This window comes from Singulisphaera acidiphila DSM 18658, assembly GCF_000242455.2.
GTDB classification, from domain to species: Bacteria; Planctomycetota; Planctomycetia; order Isosphaerales; family Isosphaeraceae; genus Singulisphaera; species Singulisphaera acidiphila.
This window is the reverse complement of record NC_019892.1, coordinates 4,074,975-4,101,646: the sequence shown is the minus strand read 5'-3', so window position 1 is coordinate 4,101,646 and position 26,672 is coordinate 4,074,975. Positions and strand designations below refer to the sequence as shown.

At 63.6% G+C, this 26,672-nt stretch carries 23 protein-coding genes and 1 pseudogene; 13 read left to right on the top strand and 11 right to left on the bottom strand.

All coding sequences use genetic code 11. The features are described 5' to 3' along the window. Window positions 1-25 precede the first annotated feature (25 nt). Window positions 26-1,042: a D-2-hydroxyacid dehydrogenase gene (locus tag SINAC_RS16065; RefSeq protein ID WP_015246689.1), complete on the bottom strand. Its 1,017-nt coding sequence runs from the start codon at window positions 1,040-1,042 to the stop codon at window positions 26-28. Beyond that, window positions 1,039-2,163, bottom strand: coding sequence for a hypothetical protein (locus SINAC_RS16060; RefSeq protein ID WP_015246688.1), 1,125 nt, complete (start codon window positions 2,161-2,163; stop codon window positions 1,039-1,041). Before SINAC_RS16060 ends, SINAC_RS16065 begins: the two co-directional genes overlap by 4 nt. A 281-nt stretch (window positions 2,164-2,444) precedes the next feature. On the opposite strand from SINAC_RS16060, the gene SINAC_RS16055 reads away from it, so the two are divergent. Continuing rightward, a complete protein-coding gene (locus SINAC_RS16055) occupies window positions 2,445-3,650 on the top strand; it encodes a hypothetical protein (protein ID WP_015246687.1) in 1,206 nt (401 codons plus the stop codon). Between the two features lie 83 nt (window positions 3,651-3,733). Here SINAC_RS16055 and SINAC_RS16050 read toward each other — a convergent pair whose 3' ends face one another. From SINAC_RS16050 to SINAC_RS16040, 3 genes are all read right to left on the bottom strand, one after another. Next, the gene (locus SINAC_RS16050; RefSeq protein ID WP_154673681.1) at window positions 3,734-4,735 is read right to left on the bottom strand and encodes a DMT family transporter; all 1,002 of its coding nucleotides are present in this window, start codon (window positions 4,733-4,735) and stop codon (window positions 3,734-3,736) included. A gap of 299 nt (window positions 4,736-5,034) precedes the next feature. Then, the gene (locus SINAC_RS16045; protein WP_015246685.1) at window positions 5,035-6,378 is read right to left on the bottom strand and encodes a putative sugar nucleotidyl transferase; all 1,344 of its coding nucleotides are present in this window, start codon (window positions 6,376-6,378) and stop codon (window positions 5,035-5,037) included. 167 nt (window positions 6,379-6,545) lie between these two features. Next, a complete protein-coding gene (locus SINAC_RS16040) occupies window positions 6,546-7,046 on the bottom strand; it encodes a metallophosphoesterase family protein (RefSeq protein ID WP_237722510.1) in 501 nt (166 codons plus the stop codon). A gap of 316 nt (window positions 7,047-7,362) precedes the next feature. Here SINAC_RS16040 and SINAC_RS16035 point away from each other — a divergent pair, with 316 nt between their 5' ends. Next, the gene (locus tag SINAC_RS16035) at window positions 7,363-7,596 is read left to right on the top strand and encodes a hypothetical protein (protein WP_015246683.1); all 234 of its coding nucleotides are present in this window, start codon (window positions 7,363-7,365) and stop codon (window positions 7,594-7,596) included. Window positions 7,597-7,828: 232 nt separating this feature from the next. On the opposite strand, the gene SINAC_RS16030 is transcribed toward SINAC_RS16035, so the two are convergent. After that, window positions 7,829-9,553 (bottom strand): L-lactate permease, encoded by a 1,725-nt coding sequence (locus SINAC_RS16030; protein WP_044147594.1) that lies wholly within the window; start codon window positions 9,551-9,553, stop codon window positions 7,829-7,831. A gap of 358 nt (window positions 9,554-9,911) precedes the next feature. Here SINAC_RS16030 and hpf point away from each other — a divergent pair, with 358 nt between their 5' ends. The 8 genes and pseudogenes from hpf to rplU all read left to right on the top strand — a co-directional run bounded on the left by hpf (window position 9,912) and on the right by rplU (window position 18,270). Further along, entirely contained in the window at window positions 9,912-10,271 is a 360-nt protein-coding gene (hpf, locus tag SINAC_RS16025; RefSeq protein ID WP_015246681.1) for a ribosome hibernation-promoting factor, HPF/YfiA family, read from the top strand. Window positions 10,272-10,452: 181 nt separating this feature from the next. Next, on the top strand, window positions 10,453-10,923 hold the full coding sequence (locus SINAC_RS16020; protein WP_015246680.1) for a PTS sugar transporter subunit IIA: 471 nt from the start codon (window positions 10,453-10,455) through the stop codon (window positions 10,921-10,923). A 231-nt stretch (window positions 10,924-11,154) separates the two neighbouring features. Next, window positions 11,155-11,466: an HPr family phosphocarrier protein gene (locus SINAC_RS16015; RefSeq protein WP_015246679.1), complete on the top strand. Its 312-nt coding sequence runs from the start codon at window positions 11,155-11,157 to the stop codon at window positions 11,464-11,466. After that, the gene (gene ptsP, locus SINAC_RS16010) at window positions 11,463-13,373 is read left to right on the top strand and encodes a phosphoenolpyruvate--protein phosphotransferase (protein WP_015246678.1); all 1,911 of its coding nucleotides are present in this window, start codon (window positions 11,463-11,465) and stop codon (window positions 13,371-13,373) included. The genes SINAC_RS16015 and ptsP overlap by 4 nt, the downstream gene beginning before the upstream one ends. A 185-nt stretch (window positions 13,374-13,558) precedes the next feature. Then, window positions 13,559-14,218, top strand: a complete 660-nt coding sequence (locus SINAC_RS16005) for a TIGR03936 family radical SAM-associated protein (RefSeq protein ID WP_015246677.1) — start codon at window positions 13,559-13,561, stop codon at window positions 14,216-14,218. 148 nt (window positions 14,219-14,366) lie between these two features. Then, window positions 14,367-14,606, top strand: a pseudogene (locus tag SINAC_RS41880) (Rne/Rng family ribonuclease); the annotation flags it as partial. Between the two features lie 1,443 nt (window positions 14,607-16,049). Then, window positions 16,050-17,672, top strand: a complete 1,623-nt coding sequence (locus tag SINAC_RS41875) for an Rne/Rng family ribonuclease (RefSeq protein WP_390553815.1) — start codon at window positions 16,050-16,052, stop codon at window positions 17,670-17,672. Window positions 17,673-17,952: 280 nt separating this feature from the next. Continuing rightward, complete coding sequence (gene rplU / locus SINAC_RS15995) at window positions 17,953-18,270, top strand: 50S ribosomal protein L21 (protein ID WP_015246675.1); 318 nt, start codon at window positions 17,953-17,955, stop codon at window positions 18,268-18,270. A gap of 189 nt (window positions 18,271-18,459) precedes the next feature. Here the strand turns inward: rplU and SINAC_RS15990 are convergent, their stop codons facing one another. Then, a complete protein-coding gene (locus SINAC_RS15990; protein ID WP_015246674.1) occupies window positions 18,460-18,735 on the bottom strand; it encodes a hypothetical protein in 276 nt (91 codons plus the stop codon). A gap of 351 nt (window positions 18,736-19,086) precedes the next feature. Between SINAC_RS15990 and SINAC_RS15985 the strand changes: the two genes are divergently transcribed. Then, window positions 19,087-19,362, top strand: a complete 276-nt coding sequence (locus SINAC_RS15985; protein ID WP_015246673.1) for a type II toxin-antitoxin system ParD family antitoxin — start codon at window positions 19,087-19,089, stop codon at window positions 19,360-19,362. Then, window positions 19,359-19,682, top strand: coding sequence for a type II toxin-antitoxin system RelE/ParE family toxin (locus SINAC_RS15980; RefSeq protein WP_015246672.1), 324 nt, complete (start codon window positions 19,359-19,361; stop codon window positions 19,680-19,682). The genes SINAC_RS15985 and SINAC_RS15980 overlap by 4 nt, the downstream gene beginning before the upstream one ends. Before the next feature lie 228 nt (window positions 19,683-19,910). Here the strand turns inward: SINAC_RS15980 and SINAC_RS40600 are convergent, their stop codons facing one another. The 4 genes from SINAC_RS40600 to SINAC_RS15955 all read right to left on the bottom strand — a co-directional run bounded on the left by SINAC_RS40600 (window position 19,911) and on the right by SINAC_RS15955 (window position 22,842). Continuing rightward, entirely contained in the window at window positions 19,911-20,192 is a 282-nt protein-coding gene (locus tag SINAC_RS40600; RefSeq protein ID WP_015246670.1) for a hypothetical protein, read from the bottom strand. A 123-nt stretch (window positions 20,193-20,315) separates the two neighbouring features. After that, window positions 20,316-21,731 carry a hypothetical protein gene (locus tag SINAC_RS15965; RefSeq protein WP_015246669.1) on the bottom strand — a complete coding sequence of 472 codons (1,416 nt, stop codon included), beginning with the start codon at window positions 21,729-21,731 and terminating at the stop codon, window positions 20,316-20,318. 134 nt (window positions 21,732-21,865) lie between these two features. Next, window positions 21,866-22,357: a hypothetical protein gene (locus SINAC_RS15960; protein WP_015246668.1), complete on the bottom strand. Its 492-nt coding sequence runs from the start codon at window positions 22,355-22,357 to the stop codon at window positions 21,866-21,868. Next, on the bottom strand, window positions 22,321-22,842 hold the full coding sequence (locus SINAC_RS15955) for an RNA polymerase sigma factor (RefSeq protein WP_015246667.1): 522 nt from the start codon (window positions 22,840-22,842) through the stop codon (window positions 22,321-22,323). The genes SINAC_RS15960 and SINAC_RS15955 overlap by 37 nt, the downstream gene beginning before the upstream one ends. A gap of 789 nt (window positions 22,843-23,631) precedes the next feature. Here SINAC_RS15955 and SINAC_RS15950 point away from each other — a divergent pair. Then, window positions 23,632-26,667: a vitamin B12-dependent ribonucleotide reductase gene (locus SINAC_RS15950; protein WP_015246666.1), complete on the top strand. Its 3,036-nt coding sequence runs from the start codon at window positions 23,632-23,634 to the stop codon at window positions 26,665-26,667. Window positions 26,668-26,672 lie beyond the last annotated feature (5 nt).

Genomic DNA, 26,672 nt, shown 5'->3' with positions numbered 1-26,672 from the left:
ATCGTTAGGTTCGCGCTGATCGGGTTCAGAACCACATGGACTTGTCGACCACGTTGTTCAGCGGGTCGCCTCGGCGGAATCGCTGGACGTTCTCAACGAGGATGGCGAGGTGACGCGCCGCGATTGCGGGGGAATAGCCGGCCGTGTGAGGGGTGATGATGACGTTGGGGAAATCCCAGAGCGGGTGTTCCTTGGGAAGCGGTTCGACCTCGAAGACGTCGAGGGCGGCCCCTGCGATCCGCTCGGCACGGAGGGCGGCCACGAGGTCGTCGAGCACGACGATCGCGCCTCGACCGATATTGATCAGGTAGCTGCCCGGACGCATCTGGGCGAGGGTCGCGGCGTTGAACAGGCCCTCGGTCTCCGGCGTGTGGGGCGCGGCGATGACGACGAAGTCGCTCGACGCCAGCAACTCGGGGAGCCGGTCCAGTCCGTCCACCGAGGCTATGCCCTCGGGGGTCAGCTTGCGGTCGGCGTAGCGGTCCACCGCGCGGACGGTCATGCCAAACGCCAGCGCTCGCCGCGCAATCTCGCTGCCGATCGCACCGAAGCCGACAATTCCCATCGTCGTGTCGGGCAGGAAGATCGTGGCCCGATCCATTGCGTTGACCGTTCCCGGACCCGCAGCGTTGTTGACCCGAGCGGCTTCGCCGCCGACCGGTTCGTAACGGTGCTCGACCTGCCGCCGCACGTAGGTGTGCAGGTTCCTGGCGAAGCAGAGGATGTATCCCATGACCTGGTCGGCGATGACGTCGCCGAACAGGCCGCGCGCGTTGGTTAGAACGCAGGGGTGATCCACGAGTTCGGGGAAGATGTAATGCTCGAGGCTGACCGTGAAGGCCTGGACCCAGCGGAGCCGGTGGGCGAGCGAGAGCAACTCGGGCGTGACCTTGCCGAGGAAGGCGTCGGCCTCGGGCATCGCGGCCAGGGCTTCGGCCGGGGTGACGGCATTGACCCAATGGGCCGAGGGAAACTTCGATTCGAGGATGGCGAACCGCTCGGGCTCAACGGCGGGGTGGATCACGATCTGGGTCGAACTCATTGGACTCTCCGAGGCGGTGTACTCCGGCAGGTCTGCGCCAGCCGTTCAGCGACCCGGCCTGCGCCGTCAGCGGCGAACGGGGGGGGGCCGGGCTTCATTGCGAGGGCCTTGTTCAGGTGCGAGTCGAGCCGGAACTCGGCAAAGGCGCGCGCGGAGGCAGGGACGCCTCCCCCCCAGCTTCGCAGCGCACGATCCAGGGCTCGGTGTTCGGCGAAACCGGTTCTGGGAGGATAAATCATCGGTGTTCCCGAAACCATCGCTTCGCAGGTGGTGCCATAGCCGGCCTTGGCCACGATTGCATCGGCCGAGGCCGCCAGGTCGGCCCCGGTCCATTCGGTGGGCTCGATCGCGTGCAGGTTGGCCAACGGGCCGACCGGTGCCTCATGAAAGCCCACGAAGTGAATCCCACGGCTCTGGAGCCGTGCGAGCCGTTCCCAGCCGAGATTCGCCTGGCCGTATCGGCCGACGTAGAAATAGACGAGCTTGACGGCGGGGGAAAGCCCGAGCTGTTTCACGAGCTCGTCTCTCCGGTTCCGCCCGGGGGTCACGACCATCCCGACCTCAATCGTAGGCGCGAGCTCCGACATTCGCAGGGCCGGTTCGGCCCGGAACAGTGCAGTGGCCTGGCGATAGTCGCGGCGCATTGCGGCAACGAAGTCGGCCGCCTCACTCCCCAGGACCTTGGCGTAAGGGGCGTAGATATCGGCCCAGGTGAAGTTAGCCAGTAAGAACCCAGGCACCCCCGCGCGACGCGCGGCCACGAGCGGAACGGGTGGGACGTCGCAAAGCACGGCGGCCGTCCCCTCGTCGCGAAGCTTGGCCGCTTCTGCGTCGACCCGGGCGATCGCCTCGGCGTGCACTCGCCCCGCCATCGCCAGCGTGGCCTCGCCGTCGGTCGCATTGCTATCGCCGGGCGGGTTCAGGGCACCGACGTCGGAGACATGAGCCTCCAGTTCCGCCGGCCGGCGGAGACGCTCACGCCAGTGGGCGAACAGGTTCGGGTGGCAACGGACTGTGACCGGAATGTCGGTTGGCATCCGGTTGATCACTGCCACCGAGCGGTTCAGGTGGCCAAAGCCGTGGCTCGTCACATAAACGGCCAGCCCGCCGCAACGTCCCATGAAATCAACCTCTTACGGACCGCTCAAGATGCGGCGCAGTGAATTTCGGCCAAGACTAGGGAGGTGGGCGAGGATAACCGACTCGGCGATCGGGCAGCAAGGCCTTGTCAATAGCGTCGCATGTGCCGGCGATTCCGCACCCTCGACTGCGATTGCGCGTTGCCTTTGGCCTGGACTTTTTTCGGCCATTGGCGCTGGATGAGGCGCGAAAGGCCCTGGTAATCCGGTCGAACCGACCGGACCGCTCGGGGCTGTTGGCGGTTCAGGAAGGGCTTTGAGCGATGTCTTCGCCTCGACTCCTTGGTCCGGCGAGTCGGACCCGATCGCCTCGCGTCTCCTGCGTTCCGGTGGGAATTCCGCCTGTGCGGGCACGCGTCTCGGCCTCGATTCCGTGGGGGCTCCTCGGCATGCTCGGCCTGCTGGCCGTGATTGAATGTGGGGTCGCCCGGCATCCGCTCGACTTTTCGGACCCGGTCAGCCTGAGCTGGCAGCTCAGCGCCCAGGCGGCTCGTCGCGAGGCGCCGGGCTGTACGATCCTTGGGGTGGGCGACAGCCTGGTCAAGCACGGTGTCATCCCGTCCGTTCTTGAGGCGGAAACGGGGGAACGGACCTGTAACCTGGCGATTGCCCGAGGCCCCGCGCCGGCGACCTACTTCCTGCTCCGCCGCGCCCTCGATGCAGGGGCCCGGCCGAAGGCGGTCGTGCTCGACTTCAAGCCGGGGGTCCTCGTAGGTAGCCCTCGCTACAACCTCCGCTATTGGCAGGAGATTCTCACGTTTCGGGAATGCCTGGACCTGGCACGAAGCGACCACGGCGGCTCACTCCTGGTCAACCTCGCCCTAGGGCGGCTCTTGCCGACGTTTCGGGGGCGGCTGGAGGTCCGCGGCGCGATTCTGGCGGCATTCAGGGGAGAAGATTCCCCGATGCGACTCCTCAACCGGGTCTGTCAGCGAAACTGGGGGGTCAACCACGGCGCGAACGTCGCGGCCAGGAACCCTGCCTTCAACGGCGAGGTCAGCGCTGAGCAGCACAAGACGCTTCTCTCGCATCTCTGGTACTGCCATCGCGTGAACAAAACCTATATTCGTCGAATTCTTGACCTGACCGCGGAACGCGGGATTCGGGTCTACTGGCTGCTTCCACCCGTTTCCCCCGCGCTCCAAGCGAGACGCGAGGAAACGGGGGCCGAGGCGGGATACCTGAAATTCGTCCGCTCGTTTCAGCAGCCCTATCCTCATCTCACCGTGGTCGACGGTCGCCACTCAGGGTACGACCACACCGCATTCGTCGATGCAACTCACCTCGACGGCCGAGGCGCCTTCACCCTGACGACCGAACTCGGGAGCATGCTTCGTCGAGACCTCGCCGGTGGTGGCTCCGTCCCGCCTTCACGCTGGGTCGACCTTCCCCACTACCACCCCGATCCTTCGCCCGTTCCCCTTGAGGACGTCGAGCAATCCCGGATCCTCGTGAAGGCCGGCCGCTGATTGCAGAAGGAGAATGCGCTCGCCCATAAAGGCGAGCGGGAAGCGAAAGCTCCCCGCTTGCTTGAATCAAGCTACGCCCCTTCTCAGAGCGAGACCGAATCGGTCGGAGCGAGTTGCGGGGCGAACTTGAAGTCTTTGCGGCTGGTCCAGACGATCCCGCCCAGCGTCAGAATTCCACCGAGGGCCAGCGCGGGTGTGACCGCCTCGTGAAAGAGCCAGATCCCCCAGAGGACGGTCAGTATGGGCGAGGCGTTGCCGACCGAAGCCACCTGGCTGGCATCGAGGCGGCGAAGCGCCTGGTTCTGAAAGGCCAGGCCGAGGATGGTCGACACCAGGATCAGGAACGCCAGCCCGCGCCAGGCAGCCGGTGAGGCGGTCACAATCGCGGTCCAGCTTGGCCGCGTCACCAGCGCAATCGGCAAGTCGAGGAGACTGCCGAGCAGGAAGGTGGCCGCGAGTACCGGCAGCGCCCCGTGCTTTGCAACCAGGGGCTTATTGACCGTCATGTACGCTCCCCAGGAGACCACGGCCCCGAGAAGCAGGAGGTCTCCCCAGACTGCGTCTCGACTCTCCGCCCCCCCCTGCCAGAAGTTTCCCAGGCCGATGATGACTACGCCCAAGATGCTGGCCAGGATGCCTCCGAGCCGGTCGAGATTCAGGCGTTCCTGGCCCAAGGCGCTGGCGAGGAGCAGCACGACCAGGGGAACCGCCGCGTAGAACAAGGCGACGTGTGAGGTGGGAGCCAGGCGCGTGGCGTTGAGGAAGAACGATTGGTTGATCGGGACGCAGAGCGCCGCTCCGATGAGGAGCCGCAGACCATCATTTCGAATCAGTCGGCTCAGGGCTCCCTCACGCCAGACGACCGGCAGCAGGCAGAGCCCCGCGCAGCCAAATCGGATCACCGGGACTAACCCCACCGGCAATTCGCGGACGACGTATTTCGCGGCCGTCGCCGTGGTCGATCCGATCAAGACCATGAGCGCGAGCGAGACGTATGCGCCAAGGTCCCCTACTCGATCTGAACTCGACTCCCCGTGAACGATCTCCGTCACCAACATGGCAATCGACCGCCTTCTCAACAGCATCAGTGCGTTCTTCCGAGCGATCGGTACGCCGTCGCTCGCTACTTCCCATCCTAGAGTAGAGGGCAAGTCAGAAGGTTCACGGAAAGCCGGAGGCGCGATCGAGACGATGGCGAGTCGTCCAGGATGTGGGGGACGAGACGAGGCGCAGGGGCCGGCGAGCCGACCTGGGACCGCGCGCTTCGTCTCGGCAATGAGGGGAACTGCCTGGGCAAGAGCGAGGCCCAAGGTCGCTTGCGACGTGGGTGCTCCGAACCGAACCCAGGCACCCACGATCGAACCCGCATCGACGCGACCGATCGTCAAACGCCGGCGATTCCCTGTCCGGAGTTGAGCGGAGGCCGTCCCGCGACCGGCCAGTTGTCGCCTCGGCGATCGTGGACTCGCTGGAAAGCGCGTTCTCGCTCGAGACGAGTCTGCTCGTAAAGGTCGAGGTAGAGATGCTCTTCAACCTCGGTGAAGACCTGGCCTCGACGCCCCATCACGATTCGGGCCGTGTCGAACATTTGCTCCAGCGGGAAGCCGGGCGCGACTTTGCCATAGAGCACTGCGGTGAAGGAAGGGACGTGCTTGGGCAACAACGGTCCGGCGGGCAGGACGTTGCACATCACACCGATCACCGTTCCCGTATTCAGCATGCTGCCCAAACCGGTCCGGGTGTGGTCGCCGATGAAGCAGCCGACCTTGGCCTGCTTGGTGCCGATGGGATCGCCGCCCAGCGGGACGAACACTTCGCCGTAGTCGTTCCGCAGGTCGCTGTTGGAGGTGATCGCCCCCAGGTTGACCCACTCGCCGACGTAAGCGTGCCCCAGGAACCCCTCGTGGTATTTGTTCGAGTGGCCGTGGACGACCGTCGCCTCGACTTCGCCGCCGATCCGACAGTTGGGGCCCAGGGTCACCCCGCCCCGCAGGTTGGCGCGGAAGAGCTGGGTGTCGCGGGCGATGAAGCAAGGCCCCTCGATCCGGGTGAAGGGCTGCACCCAGGCGCCGGCGGAGACCGTGATCGGACCGTTCGTCGTATCGAACACCGTGTACGGGTCGATCCTCGCCGTTTCGTGAACGAAGAGGCGATTGGCCGGTCCCACCAGCGCGGCGGTCGTGAGGTGGCGGTTGCTCAGGCCGACCTTTCCGTCGGCGTTGAAGTCGCGAACCAGGTGGTCGGCATTCTTGACGACGATGTCCCAGGGGCGCTCGATCCATTCCCCGCCCAACTCCACTCCACCCATTCGGGACATCTGCTCATCGAACCAGGCGGCGGCGCTGTTCGATTCCAGCCCGATCGCCTGATCCGGGCCGACCAAGGCGCAGGCCGGTTGTCCGTTGCACAGACCGACCCAGGGTGTGGAGGAACTGGGGATATCAAGATTTGCGGGAGGCACCCAGCGGCTGTTGACGGCCAGGACAGGGCCACGCGCCAGCCAATCGCGATCGTTTACCGGCGTCTGGGGATCGAGTGCTTGCTGGAGCGCGGCCAGGTACGGGCGAATCACCACACCCCTGCGGTTTGGACCCGGACCTACACCGAACGCTTTGACGATTTTGGTGCCGAGTGTGCTCGATCCCAGGAGGAGAGCGAACACCGGACGGGTCAGAGTCAATGGTTCAAGGCCTGCGACAGCATTGTCTTCAACCAGGCAGAGACGCATGAATCCCTCCGTAGCAAGATCGGCGTTTCGACCTTCGCACGCACCGCGTCGTGCGCGGATGACTTCAGCGATGTCGAGATTGCCGTCCTTAGCCGGCATCGCGTCTGTGATTATAGGCCGTGGGCCGCAAAACCCGCCAGATCGGAACCTTTTAACAGGCCCGAATCTCACCGTCTCTGATGATCGAAAACATCCAGGTGACGCAGTTCATCCGAGTCCAGGTCGAGTCGAGCGACCGTCCAGGTTGGTGCACGGTGGAGAGCACCTGGGTTGATGTAACGAGTCGGCCCATGCTTTTCGTCGGCCCGAACATGAGTGTGGCCAAACATCAGGTAGTCGGGCTCAAGCGCGGCGAGGCGGCGGATCTCCTGGGTCGAGTCGCCGTGAGTCACCGCGATTCGCCGTCCGGCCAGAGTGAACTCCCCCCCTTTCCCCAAGCAGATCCCGCCTCCCAGGGTCATGGAACGGCTCAGTTCGGATTCGTCGAAGTCGTTGTTACCAAAGACGTAATAGCAAGGTAGGGCGGAACATTCTTCGACAACTTCACTGTTTGTCAGGTCGCCGCAATGGATGAGGGCTTGGGCCCCCTCGGCGATCAGCAATTGCACCGCGAGCTTTGTGCGTTGGACGCGGTTGTGGGTATCGGAAAGGATTCCGATTCGCATCATGTACTCCTGTTGAGAAGAATCGTCATCGGTCCCTGATTTCGATCGAGGAGATCGGCTCAAGACCGCTCTCGCTCTGGCCGAACCTGGAATCAGGCGGTAAACTAGCCGAAGGAGCACACGAGGCTGCGAACTCCGGTCACGATTTTGTCCTGAGTCCGTGGTTCTTGGAAGACTCTGCACTGCCCTTTTGTCTTGGGCCGGTGCGCGACCGACCGCGAGAAAGGTCGGTCGCGGGAAGGGAGTTGATCTCGGTCCGCAACGCCGGATCGCGACTCCCCCTCCCTGGCTTTACCCGCGCTTCGCGGGGAGGTGTCGCATGTCGATCGCGATTCGTTCCAAGCGTCTCATTGCTTCAGAACACTCGACGTCACTTTCGTCTTCTTCGATGGTCGAGCCGATTTATCAGGATATTGAAGCTCCCGAGCAAGCCGAGCTCGCTCGTGAGGCCCCCGAGATGCGTGACGCCGGCCTATCGGAAGCCCCCGATGCCGGAGAGGGTCGCCTCAGCCTGATGGAGCATGAATTTACCCATGGCCGGAGCCAGAGCTGAGCGGTCGGGCCAGGATCTCTCCTGGGACACCGGAGGCCCCACCGCCCCGTTCTACCGGCCTTTACGGGTTATTCCCCGCTAGGGAAGGATCGCTGATTCAAGGGTCGGATGTCCCACCTGTCCTCAAATGCCCCGTGTCTCCCTGACCGAATCGGTGGGGAGAGCGGGGCATTTTTAGTCTTTCACCTCGCCTGGACAGTTTCGCTCGCGTCAGAGGTGTTGAACGGATTTCTCAGTAGCTGACCACGGGGGGCATGGCGACCATCCAAGGGGTGACGTGGGCATAGATCCAGACGATGACGCCGACGATGAGGGCCAGCGCCACGCTGTGCCAGAGGACAGCGCGGAGCAATTCGCCCTCGCGGCCTCCTTCACCGGTCGCTGCGGCTGCCACGACAATTGACTGCGCGTCAATCATTTTGCCCATGACTCCTCCGGTCGTGTTGGCCGCGGCCATCAAGATCGGGTTGAGTCCCAGCTTCTTCGCCGTGATCTTTTGCAGGTTGCCGAAGAGGACGTTGCTCGAGGTATCGGAACCGGTCAGGGCGACCCCGAGCCAGCCCAGCATGGTGCCGAACACCGGGTAGAGCCAGGGGCCGGTCCTCGTGAAGGCGAGGCCGAGCACGGCGTCCATCCCCGAATACTTGGTGACAAACCCGAGCGCGAGCATGGAGAAAATTGCGGCGATCGCCGGAACCATGCGTGCCACCGTCTTGGCCAGCGTCACCGCCATCGTGGCCGGCCCGACCCCCAGGAGAAGGCCGCTCAAAATGGCTGCGAGGAAGACTGCGGTACCGGTCGAAGAGACGGGGACGAGGTCGACCGTTGCCTTTTCGTAGTCCTTCGGCTCGGGATGCGCGTGGCCGGTCACGGCTTCTCCCTTGGCCACTTTCTCGTGGAGTCCGATCATCGCCGGCTTCCACGAGGTGCGGGTGTCCAGCCAGTCCTTGACGGCCGGCGTCCCCAGGGGGGCGATCGCGGGAATTCCCCAGACGAGGACCGTCAGCGAGAGGAGGCCGAACGGCATCCAGGCCCGCGCGACCCGGCCGGCGGTCAGCGGCTGGTGGGTGGGATCGTGGGGTCTGACTTCTTTATCCGACTCCTCCTCATGCGCGAACCGCCACTCGTCCTTGGGCCTCCAGAACTGGAGGAGGACCACGCCGGCCACCAGGCTGCCGACGGCTGAGACCAGGTCGACCAGCTCGAAGCCGACGAAGTTGGACCAGGCGAACTGAATCCCGGCGAATGTGCCGCCGACCACCAGAAGGGCCGGCCAGACGGCGAACGTCTGCCGCCACCCGGTCATCGTCCGGACCAGCCAGAAGGGGATGAGCAGGGAGAGAAAGGGGAGGATCCGCCCAGCGGTGGCGCTGAGGGCTTCGACGTCGAGTTCGGTCACCTTACTCAGGGTCAGGATCGGTGTGCCGATCGCCCCCCAGGCCACCGGCGCGGTGTTGGCGATCAGGCAGAGCAAGGCCGCCTGAAAAGGCTGGAATCCCAGGCCGACGAGGAACGCGGCCGAGATGGCCACGGGGGCTCCGAACCCCGCGGCGCCTTCAATAAAGGCCCCGAACGAGAAGGCGACCAGAACAGCTTGAAGCCGACGGTCTCCGGAGAGCCGGGCGATCGACGCCTTCATCACGTCGAACTGCCCGGTCGCCACCGCGATGTCGTACAGGAAGACGGCCGCCACGATCAGCCAAACGATCCGGAACAAGGCGAAGATCACTCCGACCCCCACGCTGGCCAGAATCATCTCCGGGGGCATCCTGAAGACCGTCGCCGCCACCACGGAGGCGGTGAGTAACCCACACAGAGCCGCTTGCCACGCCCCCATTTTCCCCGAGGCCAGAAGCCCGAGGAGGACGAGAACCGGAAGCGCGGCCATGAGCGTCGAGAGCGGCCAGTTACCTAGGGGGTCATAGACTTGCGTCCACACGGCGAGGTCGCTCCTCATTCCTGGTTCAGGGCACGTGTCGGACGGGGAGACGAAACCGCCTCGCACCGTCCGGATTTCCCACGACCCGCCCGGCGGAAGTTCAATTCCGGCGGGCGAAACCTGCTCAAGCGGGCCCTTGATTGGGAGGGAGGTCGTGCTCGGGCTCCAACGATACGGCATGGTTGAGGGGGGCGAAAGACCCTCGATCACGCAACTCTGTGTCCCAGATTCATTCTTCGGAGTCGTCGCCGACGGCCTGGCCCGGCTAACAACCTCTCGGAGAACACTTGACCGGAATGGTCCGTGGGGGTTACTCTTTGGTCACGCCCGTAACATCGTTCCGGGCAGGCGGGATGACTAGGTAAGGAGCGGACGGGTGCACATCGAGATATCGACCCGCCATGGCGGCCTGGTGCCGGAAACTCAGGCACACATCCACGATAAGGCCGAGAAGCTACTCAAATACTTCGGTCGGCTGATGGCGATCGAGGTCGAGGTCGAACACCTCAAGCACTCCTGGCAAGTGGAAATTTTTGTTTCGGCCGAGCACAAGCACGACTTCATCGCACGCGAAGAGGGGCCGACTCCTGAATCGGCGATGGACCAGTGCGTTCACAAGATCGAACAACAGCTTCGCCGGTACAAGGAAAAGGTGACGCACCACAAGGGCGATGTTTCACTCGGTGAAATCTCCCCCGTGTCGGAAGACCTACCTGAGTCCCCGGAGCCGGCGTGACCCGATCGCATGAGTTTCGACTGCGCCTAGATACTCCCTACGCCAAGATTTGCGAGTCTCAAGACGTCCGGGTTGTCTCTCGGTCGAGTTGACCGACAGGGGCGTCCTGTTCGACGTTTTTTTGAGTTCTTACGCAAAAGCGGCAGGTTGGTAGGCCGGTGGCACGTCGATGGAGGGCTGGATGAAGTTATCGGATTTCGTTGTGAGTGATGCGATCCTCGTCGATCTTCAGGCAACCGGCAAGGAAGAGGCGATCCGCGAGATCGTGGGCAGCCTGGCTAAAGCTGGCCGGCTCGCCGAGGGGGACCTGGAAAGTGTCTCCCGCGCGATTCTTGGTCGCGAAGAGCTCGGTTCGACTGGAATCGGTCAGGGGGTTGCGGTTCCCCATACCCGGCACCCCACCGTCAACCGCCTGATCGGGACCGTGGCCCTCTCCCGGCGCGGCGTGGACTTCGCGGCCCTGGACGGCGAACCCGTAGACATCCTCTTTCTCCTGATTTCACCCCCGAACCAGCCTGGCGATCATCTTCGAGCCCTGGAGAATATCTCCCGTCACCTGAAGGATGAACGCTTCGTCAGTTTTCTCAGGCAAGCGAAGACGCGTGAGAACGTCGTCGATCTGCTCGAGGAAGCCGACCAAGGGACGTCTTGAGCGAAGGTCCTGCCCCGGTCAAGCCGGCAGGGGCGCGGATGATCTGCCGCCGCGGGGCCCGGCATGGCCGAGCCCCGGATCGTCCCGGTGGATAGCACGCTCCTTGGCGACTCCCCCCCCTTTACACGACTTGGGGGATCAATGGAAACCAGTCGAGACACACGGCCCGAGACCGTCGGTGGTGAGAACTCCAGACCGTGGTCTTTTGTGCCCAGGCCGATCGAGCCGCCGATGAGCCACGATTCGCCCGTCGTCCGCCGCCAAGTTGAGATCGTTAACGCTCTTGGCTTGCATATGCGGCCCGCCGACAAATTCGTCAAGCTGGCACTCCAGTTTAAGGCGGAGGTTCGCGTAATTTATAACGGTAACGAGTATAACGGCAAGAGCATTCTCGACCTGACGTCGCTGGCCGCCGAATACGGCACCCGGCTCGAGGTGGAGGCTCGCGGCCCCGATGCCGATCAGGCCGTTGAGGCGTTGTCCGCGCTGGTCCTTGCGAAGTTTCACGAGACTGATGAGGGAGCCCAGGAGCCTGCCCCATGAAGGCCCGGGATCCGCGGTCCAATCAAACGCCTAACGGGCGAGGCCCTGCCGGCCACCGCGGCCCTCGTGTCGATCCGCCTTGCCATCCCGACGACTGGGGCAACGTGGCCCGGCCCCCGGTCAAGCTGTTGGCCATGCAGACCCTCCGTGGAGTGGCCGTGAGCCCGGGCGTCGCCATCGGACCGCCGTTGGTGGTCGATCCGCGCGGCCAGCGGCTTCCCCACCGTGCGATTCCCGCCGAGGCGGTCGTTTTCGAGCTCGAGCGGTTGGAACGTGGGATCGCGTCTGCGCAAGGCGAGGCTGAGGCCGCCGAGGCGGAAGCCCGCCAGCGGCTTGGACCCCAGTATGCCGACATCCTCGCCGCCCATGCTCAGATGATCGCGGACCCGACGCTCCGTCGCGATGCGCGGGCGCGGATCGAGCACGAGCGGATCTCCGCCGAGCATGCGGTTAGCGAAGTGCTCGACGTTTATGCGTCTCGGCTCGAAAGCATGACCGACTCGCACCTGGCCGCCCGGGCCGCCGACGTTCGCGATATCCAGAACCGGATCCTCGCCCAGCTTTCAGGCCAGCGCCGCTCGACCCCGATGGACGAGGTCGCCGTCCCATCGGTGATCCTCGCCCACGACCTCTCACCCAGTGAGACGGCGGGGCTCGACCCGCAGCGCGTGCTCGGCTTCGCGACCGAAGCAGGGGGACGCGCCAGCCACACCGCCATCGTGGCCGAGGCCCTGGAGATTCCTGCGGTGGTCGGGCTCGGACGGTTTCTGGATCTGGCACGCGAGTGTCGGATGATCATCATCGACGGCGACGAGGGCTTGGTGGTCCTCGACCCCGATCTGGCCACCCAAGAGCGCTATCGCCGCGACGCCGCTGCGCGGGCCGCCCGATTCGAGGGGCTGGCCGGTCTGGCCAATCTGCCGGCTGAGACCCTTGACGGGACCCAGGTCGGTCTCTGGGGCAATATCGAGTTCCCGGGAGAGGTAGCCGCCTGCCTGGAACGAGGCGCGGTCGGTGTCGGGCTTTACCGGACCGAGTTCCTCTACCTCAACAGTGAACGAGCCCCGACGGAGCAAGAACAGTTTGAAGCTTATGCGGCCGTAGTGGAATCTCTGAAAGGGCGACCGGTCACGATCCGAACCCTCGACTTGGGGGCCGACAAGCTGGTGGCTTACCAGAGCGCCGGTTACGCCGACGCCAACCCGGTACTCGGGCTGCGGAGCCTGCGACTCTCGTTACGCGAACTGGCTCTGTTTCGGACCCAGTTGCGTGCGATCCTCCGGGCGAGTGCCCTGGGGGATGTTCGTGTCATGTTTCCGCTGGTCTCGACGCTTGGCGAACTCCGCCAGGCCCGCGCCATCCTGGGGGACGTCGCCGCCGAACTGACCGCCGAGGGCGTCCCGTTCCGGCGTGACCTGCCGGTTGGTGTCATGATAGAGGTGCCTGCCGCCGCCGTGATGGCCGACCAAATGGCAAAGGAGGTGGACTTCTTCTCGATAGGGACCAACGACCTGATCCAATACACCTTGGCTGTGGACCGAACGAACGAAACCGTGGCCGATCTCTATAGCGCCGCCGACCCGGCCGTGCTTCGCCTGATCGCCATGGTCGTCGACGCCGCCAGGGCCCGTGGAATTGAGGTCAGCATCTGTGGGACAATGGGGGGCGAGCCGCTCTATACCATGCTGCTGCTCGGGCTGGGCGTTCACCAGCTCAGCATGCCGCCGCACCAGTTGCCTGAGATCAAGCGAGTGATCCGCGGGGTCAGTGTTGCGGAGGCCCGGTCAATTGCCGCCGAGGCGCTCCACTTAGAGACCTCGCAGGCCGTCGTCGCTCTTCTCGACAGTGCCTTACGCCACGCTCTGCCCGACACCCCGGCCTCCTCAGCCCAGGACCGAGCCGGCTAGCCCCGGCAGGCCCGATCCACCGAACCATGGCAGCCTCGGCTCGGAGTCGACGCCGCCCGCGACCACGACCCAACCGTTTGGAACCTCTTGACCGCCCTCCGGTCGTGCCGATTTCGAGAGTCAAACGAGCCCTCACGGGCTTCAAGCGACTGACCGAACGACGGACGGGCGTTGCGGACCCTCACATGGGTTCGATGTATGCCGCGATGATGACAGCGACCAAGGTGCGACTCCGCTTCGCCAAGCACGGCGATATTCGACTCATCAGCCACCACGACTTGATGCGCTGCCTCGAGCGATTGCTGCGGCGCGCGCAAATTCCCACGGCGACGAGCCAGGGATTCAACCCACGCCCCAAGGTGGTCTTCACCCTCGCCTTGGCGCTCGGGATCGAAGGGCGACGCGAGGTGGTCGAACTGGAATTGGCCGAGCCCATGGAGCCGGACGAGGTTCTCAGACGCCTCCGCGCCACAACACCGCAGGGGCTCGAGTGGCTCGAGGTCGAGGGGGTCCCCCCCGGTCGAGCCGCACAGCCCGAGTCGGTGACTTATCTCCTGGAGATCCCCGAAGAACGTCGGGACGAGGGCCGAAATCGCCTGGCCGCCTTTCTGGCCAGCGAACAGTGGCCGTATACCCGGCACCGCCCTGATCGCACCGTGGCGATCGATCTCCGCCCGTTCCTACTCGAAGCCGAGCTCGACTCGCTCGGCCTCCTTCGTTTCCGCATGAAAATGTTGCCCAGCGGTTCGGCACGGCCTGAAGAGATCATTGACGCTCTTGGCCTGCGCGACCTGCTGGGACAGGGATCGGTCCTGGTTCGTTCCGAAGTGGAACTGGTCCCTTAGATTCAGCTCGAGGTGGGTTCCCGTTGTGACGGTCCGTCGGCGCATCCGCAAACGATTTCGATCTGCTCTCGCCACCTGGCGGACGCTGCCACGGAACCCCTTTACCCGACCAATGCCAACCGATTGATTGTGCTAGAAAGATGACCGTATGAAGAAAGAAATGCTGATCAACGTGCTCCAGCCCGAGGAATGCAGAATCGCCATCGTTGAGGATGGCGTCCTTGAGGAGCTGTACGTCGAGCGCACCAGCCACGAGAGCTATACCGGTAATATCTACAAAGGCAAGATCGTTAACCTCGAACCGGCCATTCAGGCCGCCTTCGTCGATTTTTCGGTCGGCCGCAACGGCTTCCTCCACGTGTCCGACGTGGAGCCGCAATATTTTCAGCGTCACCAGGCCGCCGAGGCCGAGGCGGCTGGCCCTTCCTCAACCTCAACCACGGCCCCCGGCTCGAATCGTGAGCCGCGTCGTGATCGTGATCGCGAGCCTAACCGTCGAGGCCGGACCGAAGATCGCGACCCGGGTTCGTCGTCCGGCTCCTCTCGTCCCGAAGACCGGTATCGTGATCGCGAGCGGCCCGAACTTTCGGAAAAAGGCCGGCGCGACCGCTCGGAGCCCCGCAGCTTCGGCGAAGGACTGGCCGATGACGATATCTTTACGTCCCGATCATCCTCCAGCAGCTCATCGGCTCGCTCCACCCCTCCCGAACGCGTCGACCCGCGCCGTGGTCGGCCCGAACCGCCCCTGCCCTCCTGGTCGGACGAGGTGACCCATGCGCGCGCTCCGGAGCACGCGCCGAGGGGTTTCGAGCCCGACGAGCCTCGCTCTCGGACCAGCCGGGCCGCTGAGCCGTTCGATCCCGACCTCCCGCCGAGCCGCACCCAGCGATCATCCCGCCAAGCACCTCCTCCGAGTCGGCCCGCCGACCCCGAGATCGTGGATTCGGGACGTGGGCGGATCGTTGACGCCGAACTCTCCCCCGAAACCCAGGCTCCGCGCGATTCCCGACGTTCTCGGGGACGCGGTCGGCCCGAGCGCCCCGCGCCGGAACCCGAACCCTTGTTCGAGGCTGAGGTCGAACCGGCGTCGGAGCCGGTCTTTGAAGACATTCCCGAGACCCCTCGTCGTCGCGGCGGTCGAGCCGCAATCCGCTCACGCGGCGGCGAACGCGAGTCCACCGGCGAACGGCCCCGCGAAGCGGCCCCCGAGCGTTCCAGGCCGCCCGTGGTCGAACGATCCCCCGAAATCGAGGTCGAACGACCCCGGGAGCGGTTGCGCGAACCCGAGCGAATCCGAGAACCCGAACGCGGCCGGGAGCCCGAACGAACCAGGGAGCCCGAGCGAACTCGAGAGCCTGAACGATTCCGTGAATCCGAACGTGTTCGTGAACCCGAACGCGGCCGAGAGCCCGAGCGAACTCGAGAGCCTGAACGCACTCGCGAACCTGAACGTGTTCGTGAACCCGAGCGAACCCGCGCTCCGGAGCGTGCTCGCGGACCGGAAGCGGAAGTTCCTCGCGAGAGGAAGGCACACGGCCGCGCCGGTGAGCCGGGGTACGTTCCCCGCCGCGAACGCTCACGAGCGCCTGAGTCCACCTTCGGCTCCGACATCCCCCCTGCTTCTCTCGAATGGGCGGAGCTGGCGGCCGAGTCCGAACTCGACATCGACGAGATTGAGGGTGAGGGAGGCCCGGACGAATTGGGGCCGGAATCGGGCAAGCTCGACGGGCCTCGCCGCCGCCGCCGTCGCCGTGGGCGCCGTCGCGACCGTGAGCAGCCCGAGGGAACCGGAACCCCGGCGGCGTCGCCACGTCCCGCCTTTGGCCCTGACGTGGACGACGAAGACGAGCTTGAGGTCGATGAGCCGCTCGAGCGCGAAGCCGTTCGCCATGGAAGTGTTGAGGACGAAGAGCACCTCGCGATCGACGACTTTGACTTCGGCGACGAGCACATCGGGCCGGATGATGAGCACGCCGACGAGTTCCTCGAGGATCATGCTCCCGTCGCCGTCGATGAAGAGATCGACCCGGAGCTCGAGGAAGAGATTCGCAGAGAGATCGCCGAGATCGCCGAGCTGGAGCGAGAAATGGGCCTGCGAGGGCCCGTCGAAGCTCGTCCACGCCGGGGCGACGGCGAACCGGACACCGGACGCGGCGGTCGGTTCACCCGGGGCCGAGGGCTGGTCAAGCCCCCGATCCAGGAGGTCTTCCGTCGTGGCGACGAAGTGCTCGTTCAGGTCATCAAAGAGAGCATTGGCACCAAAGGCCCGACCCTCTCGACCTACATCAGCATCCCAGGCCGTTACCTCGTGCTGATGCCCGGCCTGAATCGGGTGGGGGTCTCGCGCAAGATCGCTGACGAAACTCAGCGCCGCAAGCTCCGCGAGATCATGACCGAGCTGAACCCTCCCAAGGGACTCGGGTTCATCGTGCGGACCGCGGGCCTGGAACGGACCAAGCGTGAGCTGGCCCGCGACCTGGCTTACCTGCTCCGGCTCTGGAAGGTCATCCTCCGCCGGATCAAGAAGGCCAAGACCCCCGCGCCGATCTACCAGGAATCGGACATGATCACGCGGACCATCCGCGATATCTTCACGTCCGAGATCGACACGATCTGGATCGACGAACCGGCGGCGTTCGAGCGTGCCCAGGAGTTCCTCAAGGTCGTCATGCCCCGGTTCGTCAACCGGCTGAAGCTCTATGACGAGAAGGTGCCGCTCTTCCACAAGTACGGCATCGAAGATGAGATCGCCAAGATCCAGCGTCGGACCGTTCCCCTCCCCGAGGGGGGATCGATCGTCATCGACCAGACCGAGGCGCTCGTCGCCATCGACGTGAACTCGGGCAACTTCCGGGTCGAGAACGACGCGGAAAAGACCGCCTACGAGATGAACCTCCGGGCGGCCAAGGAGATTGCCCGCCAGCTTCGACTCCGCGACCTCGGCGGAGTGATCGTCAACGACTTTATCGACATGCGTGACGAGCGGCACCGCCGGGGGGTTGAGAAGGCCCTTCGCGATGCCATCAAGCGTGACCGGGCGCGCACCAAGGTCCTCCGGATGAGCGCGTTCGGGCTCATCGAGATGACCCGCCAGCGCATTCGGCCTAGCCTGAAGCGGTCCGTCTACGAAGACTGCTCCAATTGCACGGGGGCCGGCGTCGTCAAAACCGTCGAGAGCATGTCGATCGACGTGATGCGGCTGCTGGCATTGGCCTCGCACCGTGATGATATCAGGCGCGTTTCGGTTGGGGTCAGCCAGGCCGTGGCGACCTACCTGAATAATCGCAAACGCCGCGAGATCACCCGGATCGAGACCGAAGCCAACATGACGATCCAGATTCGGACCGAGCCGGATGCGGCCGCCGAGCATCTCCAACTCGAGTGCTACGACGGTAACAACAGCGAAATCCGACTCTTCCCGCCCCCTGCCCCAACCCATCGCGGCCGGCACTAAGCGACACGATCGTAACCACCCGAAGCCCCGTTTCTCGCGAGGAACGGGGCTTCGGGTTTACCTGTTGAAGGGGCGGGTTCCTCGCTTGGGAACCGCGTGAGGCTTTGTGGGCCTGAAGCGTGCCCTTTCTTTTCAGGACTTAACTCGGTAACATTTGACTTTTTCCGCGTCCTCCCCACGAATCCAGAATGGGGTCGTTTTCCCGACGCGGGATCAAGACAGCGGAAAAGATCGACGCCGACCCTTTCATACAAGGTTCGGGTCGTGAGGAGCTTGACGGATGTACGCGATTTTTGAAGACGGAAGCCATCAGTTTCGGGTGAGCGAGGGAGACCGGATCATCGTCGATCGGCGTCAAGGCGACGCCGGAACCGAAGTCGTCTTCCCCAAGGTTCTGCTCATCGCCGGCCCCGAGGGAGCGAACATCGGCGTTCCCGTGATCGAGGGCGCCCAGGTTCACGCCAAAATTGTCGACCAGTTTCGCGATAAGAAGATCATCGTCCAGAAGTTCCGTCGCCGCAAAAACATGCGCCGCCGGAAGGGACACCGACAGCACTACACGACCGTCTTGATCACGAGCATCGCCGCCTCCGCCTAATCATAGGCATCGCGCTGCGGCCGAGCCCACTTGAACTTCAAAACCGCGGCAGGCTTTCGGAATTCCGAAAGCCTGCCGCGGTTTTTTTGGGGATTTGTCCTGGTTCTCTTTGCCCAGTGGATTTTCCGCAACTTTGGTTTTTGCGGTGACTTGTTCCTTGTCCCGCCGGGTCATTTCGGCGGGATTGTCTCATTCCGTATTTCCCTCGGTTGACAGTTGTTGCGTCCACTCCGTTGGGTCGGACCTGAGAAGCTCCCAGAAGTCGTAACTGGTCAACTTCAGGCCCAGCCGCTGATAGGGGCAGAGGTCTTTTCTCGGGCCCGAGCCGAACGGATGGGGATTCCAGTAAAGCCGCTTCAGGTCGAGCATCGGCTGGGTCATCTGCCGGTGGCGCGACTGCTGCATCCGCAGCACGCTGTTCATGCACTCGACCGCGCTGCTCGCCCGGAACGTGTCGCGAAGCACCGCCGAAACTCGCCCGTAGGACGCTTGTTCTACGGGGGCCAGATCGCCAGCACCTGCGACGATTTGTAACCACCCATCACTTCGTTCACCGGCTGAGGCGAGCGGTGCCGCCACCGCCTGCCGCCACCGCCTGCCGCCACGCCGCCCGAGCGGTCAGGGACACGCCGGAACAGACCGCCGATGCGGACAGTCCCTCTTCAGACACAGACGGTTGACCAACTGCATGGCCAAGAGCGAAAAACCTTACTTACTATTTTTCCCTACGCACGCACACACCCAAGCACCCCAACCTTCCGGCCTTGGCAAGCCCGGCGGTCTGTGATAGGCTGGATGCAAAGGAGATTCCGTGTTATGACTATTAATTTATCGGTTGAGCGGGAGCAGTTTATCCGTTCGCTCGTGCAAGGCGGCCGGTACGCCTCGGAAAACGAGGTGATCGAGGAAGCCCTGCGATTGCTCGAACTGCGGGATCAGAAACATGCCGAAGACAAGGAACGGATTGAAGCCCTCCTTATCGAAGGTTTGGATTCCGGCCCTTCCACGCCCATGACGACCCAGGATTGGGACGACATTGAACGCGAGGGTAAACGCATCCTCGCCACACGCCGGGACCGCATGGCTCAATGAGTGAGCCGACCATCCTCAAAACGCCGCTCGCCCGCATCGACCTGGCCGCGTGTTGGGGCTACATTGCCGAGCGGAATCCCGAAGCCGCCCACCGTTTTCGACTGGCCGCCGAGGCGACGTTCGCCGCCCTGGCCCGCATGCCCAACATCGGTGCCCCTTACCAAGTCAGGAATCCCCGCCTGCAAGGGCTTCGCTGTACCCGTGTCAGGCGATTCCGCAGTTACCTGATCTTCTACCGGCCAATCGACGGCGGCATTGACGTAATCCGCGTCTTGCATGCCGCCCGCGATGTCGCGGCCCTTTTCGATGAGCTAGAGTAGGCCAACCGGGATTGTCTCATTCCGTATTTCCCTCGGTTGACAGTTGTTGCGTCCACTCCGTTGGGTCGGACCTGAGAAGCTCCCAGAAGTCGTAACTGGTCAACTTCAGGCCCAGCCGCTGATAGGGGCAGAGGTCCTTTCTCGGGCCCGAGCCGAACGGATGGGGATTCCAGTAAAGCCGCTCTTCGATCTGACGCAGACTGATCCCCATGGCGAAGGCGGTGGTGGTCAGCTGACGCTGTTTAGCCCGGTCGAGAAGGATCCAGGCTTGGGCCTCGCGTTGCAACTCGGCGATCTGTGCTCGCGGAGCCGTTGATTCTCCTCACTGCGTGCGACGACGCCCTCGGCCGCAGAGTCGCCGGTGAGTCGTTGCTCGACTTTGCGTGCGTGTTGGTAGACGGTCTCGCGGCAGCACCCGGCCTGTTCGGCTTGTTGAGTGACGGCCCCGTGCTTGCCGGAAAAAACGGCGGCGGCGTTGAGGACCCAGACGCGAGGCGATAAGTTGAACATGGAAGGTCCTTCCGTGATGGTGACGACCTTGGTCGGATGTCATCAAACCACGGCGGGGCCTCCCAATTCATTCAATCTGTCAACTCGCTCGCAGGCCATTTTTAGCGGAATGCGACAATCCCGTCATTTCCGCAGAGTGATCCGGTAACTGAGCCCGAATTGTTCCTGTCCCTTGGGCATGGGACTGGCCAGGGTCGCCGAATCCCCGGTGAGGCGGTAATCGAACGGCTTGCCCGAGACGGGGTCGGTCGGAATCGGGACGACTTTCACGTCGCCAAGTGAGTTGGGCAGCCGGCCCCCCACGGCGGCGTGTAGCCGTAGGGCTTCTACCACGCGGAGCGCGGCGACTTTACGGTCGAGCACTGCCTCGGCGCGGTGCCCGTCCTCGACGCTCGCGATGAGATGGGCAAGCAGCCCGAGGGGGCCCTTCTTCACCGCGTTGAGTTCCTCAGCGCCCTGATGGTAGAAGCGTTCCGCCTCGGGGAACGGGAGATAGGACGACTTGTAGACGTTGTCGTAGAGTTCGTGATACTTCCCGGCGAAAAACATCAAGATGATCTGATCATCGTTCAGGCCGTCGGTTTTGTTGTTGCGGGCTTTGACGTATTCCCGCGCCTCTTCCGGGAGGACCCATTCCCGAATGTTGGCCGGCTTGCCCGTCTGCGTGGTGATCTTCACAGGGTTATAGTTGTAAACGGCCGCGAGTTTGTGGATCCGGCCCTGGAACTTGGCCAACCGCGAGGCCCACTCAGCCCCGGTGCGGGCTTGGCCGAGGTCGGTCATCTCGGGAAGGATCCACTCGCACATCTTGTATTCGTTGGCCAGGGCCTTGCGCATACCGACCAGTGGGTGGGGCAAGGCGGTCAGTGACCAGTACAGGTTCGGGGCGTCGGGCTGGCTCAGCAACTCATCGACCTGATCGAGCATGACTTGGGCGGACGCGACCCCGACCATGGCGTTGATCAGGAAGGGGCCGTTGCCGACGTGTCGGCTAAAGGACAGTCCTGTTTCGATGGTACGAGCGGCTTCTTCGTTGTGGTGCTCGGCGATCTCCACCCGCGCTTTGAGGGCCACGAGGCGGACCCAGGTGCGCATCGTCTGGATTTCGGGGAGGCCGATCTCGATAACACGCTCCCTTTCCTCGGGCAGGGTGTAATTCCATTCGCAGGTCTCGCGGCGGGCCCCATACTCAATTTGCAGGAGCTTTGGACGCCATTCGTCGACGAACTTGCGGGCCTGGGCCGTCGGGAATAGATCGAGCGGCAGGGCGAGCCAGGCGAGGGGTTTCTCCCGCAGGTCCCGCAGGTTTTCGGCTGGCACTTCACCTGTGAGCCGCAGGTAGATGGGGGCCGCATCTCCTGGAGTTCGCTCCGACTCCAGGAGCAAGAGCCTGTGACGTAACGCCGGTATCGGTGCCGGTGAAGGGCTGATGCTCAGGACCTTGATTTGTGGGTCGGCCCCCAAAGCGGTGGGACCGGCCAGGGCCGCTGCCAGCGCACAAGCTCCGGTCGCAAAACAGGATCGAAACGTCAATAACATGAGGCACACTCCCTCAACCAAGAGAAATAAAAGGACGTACCCCGATCGACCGTGCCAACGCTGTGCGGGCACGTCTTGGGGCTCGGGCGTTCTTGCAACCAACACTGCTTTTCGCTGATCACTTCGAGCGGCGGTCAGAAATTGAGCGTTCCCCGGGCGTCCCGGACGCGGACGGGCACAATCGGCTCGGGGAGCTCGGCAGGATCGTCTGCACGCCTGCCCTCGGCCATTGGCCTCAACTCGTCCATCCCGCCCGGTTGGATCTGACGGCTCAGCGCGAGGTAGCTGTTCGGGACAATCTCAATGGGCGGGAGCAATTCCGGCTGGACCGGCTCCTCCCGGGGCGAGGTTTGTTCGTGACCCCGGGCGGCAAGCGTCACCTCCAGGATATGACGTTGGGCACGCTCATGAACAAGAAGGCCGCCCAGGCCGACCAGGGCCACCAACAGCGACGCGGACGTGGCGATCAGAAACCGGTCGCGGGTCGTGTTTTGAGCCAACGAAGCCCGTCCGGCCTCGTAGAGCATCCGGTCCCGACTCAAGGCCCCCGAGACGGGCCGCAACCGTGCGAGCGGCCGTTCGAGGTCGTTTATCTCCCACTGGGGGTCGGGTCCTGGCGTATCCATTTGCCTTCGAGCCTTTCGTTCAGTTGAGCCAGCCCACTCTGGTACCGTCGATGTGCCGTGGTGAGGGAACAGCCCTGCAACCGCGCGATCTCCTCGAACTTGAGGCCGCCCCAGAAGCGGGCGACGACGACCTCGCGTGTATCGAGGTCCAGCTCGGCCAGTAAGTGCGTGACGTGCAGGGCGTCGATTCGGTCGTCGTCCGAGGTGAACCATCCCCCGCTTCCGCCTCCACCCGCGACGGACGATTGAACTTCGAACTTCCGCCGCTTTTCTTGATCCCGGCGTGCGTTGATCGCTGCGTTCCGCACCACCCGAAAAAGCCACGGAATCATTCGTTCCGGCTGGATGTGCTGACGGGCTAACTTCACGAATGCGTCCTGAACGACGTCCTCAGGAGTGCCACACCACTGGCGGGCATAGAGGACCAGCGCGGGGGCGTGCTCGTCGAACATTCGGCCCAGTGCTTCAGGCTCGATTGCCCCCATCCGTCCTCCCGCAATGCGCCCTTTTTTTGCTTGTCCTACCCTTACGACACTTTCGGGGCGGTTTTTTTCCGGCGTCTGTAAATTTCCCGTTCGAGACGCCGGCCGTCCCCTGCCTTGTGGTTCGCGGGCCGATCACCAAAGGGCCTGGCTCGAGCTGCTGCATTTCGGTCGTAGCCCCCTTACAGAGGTGGTGGTAAGCGACCACCTTGCGGTCAAACCCGCTTTTATTCGATACAACCGACACAGAACCGGTCAATTGAGGCCTCTTTAGTCCTTTACAGTGCAATTTTGCTGGGGGACTAGACTGGCTTTGGTAGAATGGGTGAAGATCGCCTCGTTCAGTGAAGGATCAATGCTTCTCGGTTCATCTCATGAGGCGGGGGGAAGCTTGGGTTGAGTCGAAGGGTCGGGTGGGATTGAGCCAATATTCCGAAAGTGCGAGACGATAGTCTGGAAACCCTATCCCTTAAAGCCGTTATGTTCCGCTAAGAATTGGTTCACAACTCGTGTGATTCTTCCGCTTCGTACCGGCTCTTGTGGAAAGCTTCGACTTAGGGTACACCTTCGAAAGCCAGGCACGTCTGTTCAGGTGGACTTGGAAACACTATCTTCCCGAGCTCGATACGCTTCGGTGAGGAGAACGGGACGGCCACCCCGATAATCCAATGTTGGACGAGACAATTTCAGGGGATTCGTCACCAGCTTCTTCGCTCAATCGCCGATGAGTTGACGACGAACGATTCGCAAGACAACGCGACAAACTTACAGTAGATATTCGGGAGAGCGTCCATGGCAACGGTTGGCGCACAGTCGAAGGGGAATGCATCGGAGACTCGAGGGGCGCAAGGGCGTTCTGGGATGGTGGTCCCGCGAGTGTTCAGCACCGAGGGAGTCGACCCCTTCGATCAGGTGGACTGGGAGTTGCGGACGGCCGAGATCAAGGATGAGCGGGGCCGGGTCATCTTTCAGCAGACCGAGTGCGAGATTCCCAAGGCCTGGAGCCAGCTCGCCACCAACGTCGTCGCAAGCAAATATTTCTACGGTGAGATCAACACTCCGGAGCGTGAGACGAGCGTCCGCCAGCTCGTTAACCGCGTCACCCGGACCCTCTCGGACTGGGGCCGGGAAGACGGCTATTTCGCCACGGACGAGGACGCCGACCGGTTCCATGACGAGCTGACTTCGCTCTGCGTGAACCAGTACGGCTCGTTCAACTCCCCCGTCTGGTTCAACGTCGGCCTCTTCCACCAGTACGGGATCGCAGGTCCCGCCAATAACTGGCGCTGGGACGAGGAGACGCGAACGGTCGTCAAGGCCGAGAGCGCCTACCAGTATCCGCAAGGCTCGGCCTGCTTCATCCAGAGCGTGGCCGACGACATGCAGGACATCATGCGGGTGGCGACCGCTGAGGCGATGCTTTTCAAGTACGGTTCGGGAACCGGGACCGACCTGTCGACGCTTCGTTCGAGCCGGGAGAAATTGACCGGTGGCGGCCGACCGTCGGGGCCGGTCAGCTTCATGCGGGTTTACGACTCCATCGCCAGCGTCGTCAAGTCGGGGGGCAAGACCCGCCGCGCGGCCAAGATGCAGACGCTCAAGGTTTGGCATCCCGACATCCTCGACTTCATCGAGTGTAAGACGAGGGAAGAGAAGAAGGCGCTGACCCTGATCGAGATGGGGTACGAGGCCAACTTCAATGGGGAAGCCTACGCCTCGGTGATGTTCCAGAACGCGAACCTCTCGGTCCGCGCCACCGACGCCTTCCTCCGCGCCTCCGAGACCGGTGATGAATGGACCACCCGATCGGTCACGACCGGCAAGCCGATGCAGTCGTACCCGGGCCGGCTCCTGATGGACAAGATCGCCGAGGGGACCTGGTTCTGCGGCGACCCCGGCATGCAGTACGAAGACACGATTCAGCGCTGGCACACCTGCCCCAACACCGCGCCGATCAACAGCAGCAATCCCTGCAGCGAGTACATGTTCATTGATGACTCGGCGTGCAATCTCGCGTCGATCAACCTGATGAAGTTCCGTCGTGAGGACGGCACGTTCGACGCGAAGGGTTTTCGCGCGGCCTGCCGGATCTTCATCACGGCGCAAGAGATCCTGGTCGATCACGCGAGCTACCCGACCGACCGGATCGCCGGCAACAGCCACAAGTTCCGCCCGTTGGGGCTGGGCTATGCCAACCTGGGCAGTCTGCTGATGGCCGCTGGCCTCCCCTACGACTCGGATCAAGGTCGGGCGTTGGCCGGCTCGATCACGGCGATCATGCACGGTCAGGCCTACCTGACCAGCGCTGAGCATGCCGGGCACCTTGGGCCGTTCGACGGCTTCCCGCTGAACCGCGAGCCGATGCTTCGCGTCATGGAAATGCACCGCGACGCCGTGGGATCGATCGACCGCTCCGGCCCGCCTGATCTCGTGGCCGAGGCGCACGCCGTCTGGGATGAGTGCCTCGAGCTCGGCCGTCGGAACGGCTATCGCAACAGCCAGGTCACGGTGCTTGCACCGACCGGGACGATCGCGTTCATGATGGATTGCGACACGACGGGGATTGAGCCCGACATCGCGCTGGTGAAGTACAAGCAACTGGCCGGCGGCGGCATGCTCAAGATCGTCAATAAGACGGTCCCGATGGCGATGCGGACCCTCGGCTACGACGAGCCGTCGATCACAGGGGTTCTCGACTACATCGACGCCCACGACACGATCGAGGGGGCCCCTGCCCTCCGCGACGAGCACCTGCCCGTCTTCGATTGTGCGTTCGGACCACCGCAAGGGGGCCGGAGCATCCACTTCCGCGGTCACTTGCGGATGATGGCGGCCGTGCAGCCGTTCCTCTCGGGAGCGATCTCGAAGACCTGCAACGTCCCGAACGAGGCCACGGTCGACGATATCCGCGAGGCCTACCTTGAGGGTTGGAAGCTGGGCCTCAAGGCGCTGGCGATCTATCGTGACGGCTCCAAGGGGAGTCAGCCCGTGAGCACCAAGACCGAGACCGAAGGCGCGGCCGACAAGGCCGCTGACAAAGCCGCCAGCGTTGCGGCGGCCACTGCCGCCGAAGCCGCTGCCGCTGCTGCCGCCCACTCGCTCGCCATCGTGGAAGCGAAAACAGCGGCTGCCGCCGCCGCTACCACCATCGCGCCTGCTCTCAAGCCTCGTCGTGAGCGGTTGCCCCATACTCGGAGGGGACTGACTCACAAGTTCAGCATCCAGGGGCATGAGGGCTATGTCACCGTCGGTTTCTACCTCGACGGCCGCCCGGGCGAAGTGTTCATCACAATGGCCAAAGAAGGGTCAACCATCGGCGGCCTGATGGACGTCCTGGGGACCTCGATCTCCATCGGACTCCAGTACGGTGTGCCGTTGGAAGTCTTCGTGAACAAGTTCGCGCACAGCCGATTCGAGCCGGCTGGGTTCACCCAGAACCCGGAAATCCCGATCGCCAAGAGCGTTGCCGACTACATCTTCCGCTGGCTCGGCATGGAGTTCATCCCCGGCTATCGCGAGGCCAACGCTCCGCAACGGCCCGCTGAGGAAGCGGCCGTCGAGGCAGCCCCCGTCGTCAAAGTGAACGGGCATCGCACCGCCACGATCGATGATTTGGAGCATGTCGAAGCGGTTCGTGAAGCGAGCCAGACGCCCCCGGTGCCCAAGCTCGAGGCCTCGATTCTCGAAGGGGGCGCCGGAGCCCGTGAGAAGCAGTTCGCCCACTTCCAGAGCGATGCCCCTTCTTGCGATAACTGCGGTTCGCTGACCGTCCGGTGCGGCACCTGCTACCGTTGCTTCAATTGCGGCAACAGCATGGGATGTTCGTAAGCCAG